Origin of the sequence: [Flexibacter] sp. ATCC 35208, from assembly GCF_001975825.1 — a bacterium.
In the GTDB taxonomy this organism is placed as follows: Bacteria; Bacteroidota; Bacteroidia; order Chitinophagales; family Chitinophagaceae; genus Chitinophaga.
Genome location: NZ_MTKN01000036.1, coordinates 82,247 through 84,839, shown reverse-complemented (window position 1 = coordinate 84,839; position 2,593 = coordinate 82,247). Strand labels below are relative to the sequence as shown.

The 2,593-nt window shown below is 46.0% G+C and carries 1 protein-coding gene; it reads right to left on the bottom strand.

The features are described 5' to 3' along the window. Nucleotides 1-172 precede the first annotated feature (172 nt). Nucleotides 173-2,593: gliding motility-associated C-terminal domain-containing protein (locus BW716_RS21465; RefSeq protein WP_143708950.1), on the bottom strand; the 2,421-nt coding region annotated here is incomplete at its 5' end.

Below are 2,593 nucleotides of genomic sequence, written 5' to 3'. Positions count from 1 at the left end.
AAGTATAAACAACTTCATTTATATAATACTTTTTCAAACTAAATTTTTAATTATTCTATCCAGTTCTTTAAAATGCCCCCAACCTGAAAAGATCGGGGGAGGGAATTCCTATGCTTAAGGACAACATCACTCTGGTAAACCAGAGGTGTCTAGGGTTTGATGACTAAGAACTTTATTTAATTACATTGACCACACCTCTATTAAGGATTTCAATCCCACCGATACTCTTTTTATATGTCAATAACCATACGTAAGTACCTTCATCCACTAAAATACCTTTAAAACGACCATCCCATCCCCTGGAAGCTTCTTTACTTTGGTAAATCAATTCTCCCCAACGATTATAAATAGTAAGATTATAGTCATACATCGGGCCGGTTACGTGTGGTCTAAATGTATCGTTTTTACCATCTCCGTTTGGTGTGAAAGCATTCGGGAAGGTAGGCTCATCTTCACATTGTTTGTAACTAACTGCAATGTCATCGCTCACTGCGCCACAATCATTGTAAACTGTTACCTTATAATATCCGGTCGCTGTCACTACATACGTTGAAGTAGTAGCGCCATCCTGCCACTTGATGCTGTTGCCGGTACCGGCATCCACACTCAGTGTCAGTGTCTGACCGATACAGATGGTGGTATCATTACCCAGAGAAATATTTCCGATACCAGCCACTGTTACTTTCACGCTATCTGTTGTAGTCAGGTTACAGAACCTGTCAAGCACTGTTACGGTGTAAGTACCTGGTGTGCTTACTTCCTTGATCGGATCGGTTGTACCATCATTCCAGAGGTAAGAGATCACGTCAGCGTTAGTCGCATCCAGTACCACGAGGCCACCGGCACAGATATCCTTGTCAGGACCGAGGTCGAAGCTGATGTTTGCTTTGTTGGTCACAGTTACAGTATCAGTTACAACGCAACCTCCCTTCGTTACAGTCACCCAGTAATCACCAGGTTTAGATACGATAATGGAGTTTGTCAATGAACCGTCTAACCATGTTACACTGCCACCATCTGGTTCAACCTGCAGCATCACTGTCTGATCAGGACAAATAGCAGTATCAGGAGTCAGGGTCACGTTCGGCGGAGTAGACACCGTTACGGTCGCCTGGTCAGTTACGGTACAACCTTTCAGTGATACATCTACGGTGTAGGTACCAGCGGTACTTACAGTGATAGATGGTCCGGTATCACCAGTGCTCCATGTGTAAGAAGCACCCTGTACATAAGCATTCAGTTTTACAGTCATGCCATCACAGATAGTGGTATCGCGGATATCAACCGTTGGAGGTGTATTCACCGTTACTTTAATAGAGTCTGTAGCGGAACAACCATTGTTGGTCACCGTTGCGTAGTAAGTACCGGCAGCAGATACGGTGATCTGTTGGGTAGTTGCACCTGTGTTCCATTTAATTGTATAACCAGCACTTGCATTTGCCGCACCTGCATCCAGGGTGACTGAGTTGCCTTCGCAGATCGCAGTATCGTTACCCAGGTTGACAGTTGGTTTCTGTACATATTGCAGGGTATAAGTCACTGGGTCAGATACGCAACCGGTTACGCCATCAGTTACGATGAAGGTAGCCTGAGTCGCACCATTCAGGTCGAACACATTGCTGGTCTGACTCTTCGGTGTGGTTACGGTACCTGCAGGATATACGCTCTGCAGTGTAAATGTTGGTTTGCTCACTTTGGTCAGCAGCTGCAATGCAAACTTCGTATTGTCAGAACAGTTAGCTGGCAGCGCTGTATCCAGTTGTGGTTTAGGACACGCTACTACAGTAATGATCTGTACCCTTTCGATCGCAGCATTACCACATGCGTCAGATACGTTCCATCTTCTGGTGATGGTGTAACCGTTACAAGCATCCACAGTATATGGATCGGTGGTCATGGTCGCTTTCTTAGGGAAGTTGCCATCGCAGTTATCAGTTGCATACAGGGTAGCAGCAGCTGGTATAGTACCTCCACAAGTGACAGTAACAGCAGCCGGAGCCGGATCGATCACTGGTTTGGTGGTATCTACTACTGTGATCACCTGACGAACAGTGTTGGTATTACCACATTCATCTTTCGCTGTCCAGACTCTGATCAGCTGGTAGTTGCTTGCACAAGCACCGGTGATAGACTGACGGGTCTGGGTGTAGCTGATCTTCACATTACTGGTTGCACTACAGTTGTCAGTAGCTGACAGGTTGCTTGGCGGTGTTGGCACTGCACTACAACTTACGGTAGTATCGCTTGGCGGTGTGATGGTGAATGATGGTCTGGTAGTATCCTGTACAGTAATTACCTGTTTCATTGTAGCCACGTTTCCGCAATCGTCGGTAGCGGTCCAGGTACGGGTCAGACGATAGTTATTGGAGCAGGTAGTGCTCAGGAATACCTTGGTTTGGGCAACCGTTACTTTCACACTTGCAGAACAATTGTCTGTAGCAGTGATCGTTGGCAGTGCAGGTACGCCGTCGCAGTTTACAGTAGTATCAGCAACCAGGATTGTATTGAATACTGGTCGGGTAGTATCTACTACTGTGATGATCTGTTTTAGTACAGTACTGTTACCACAATCATCGGTCGCAGTCCATGTACG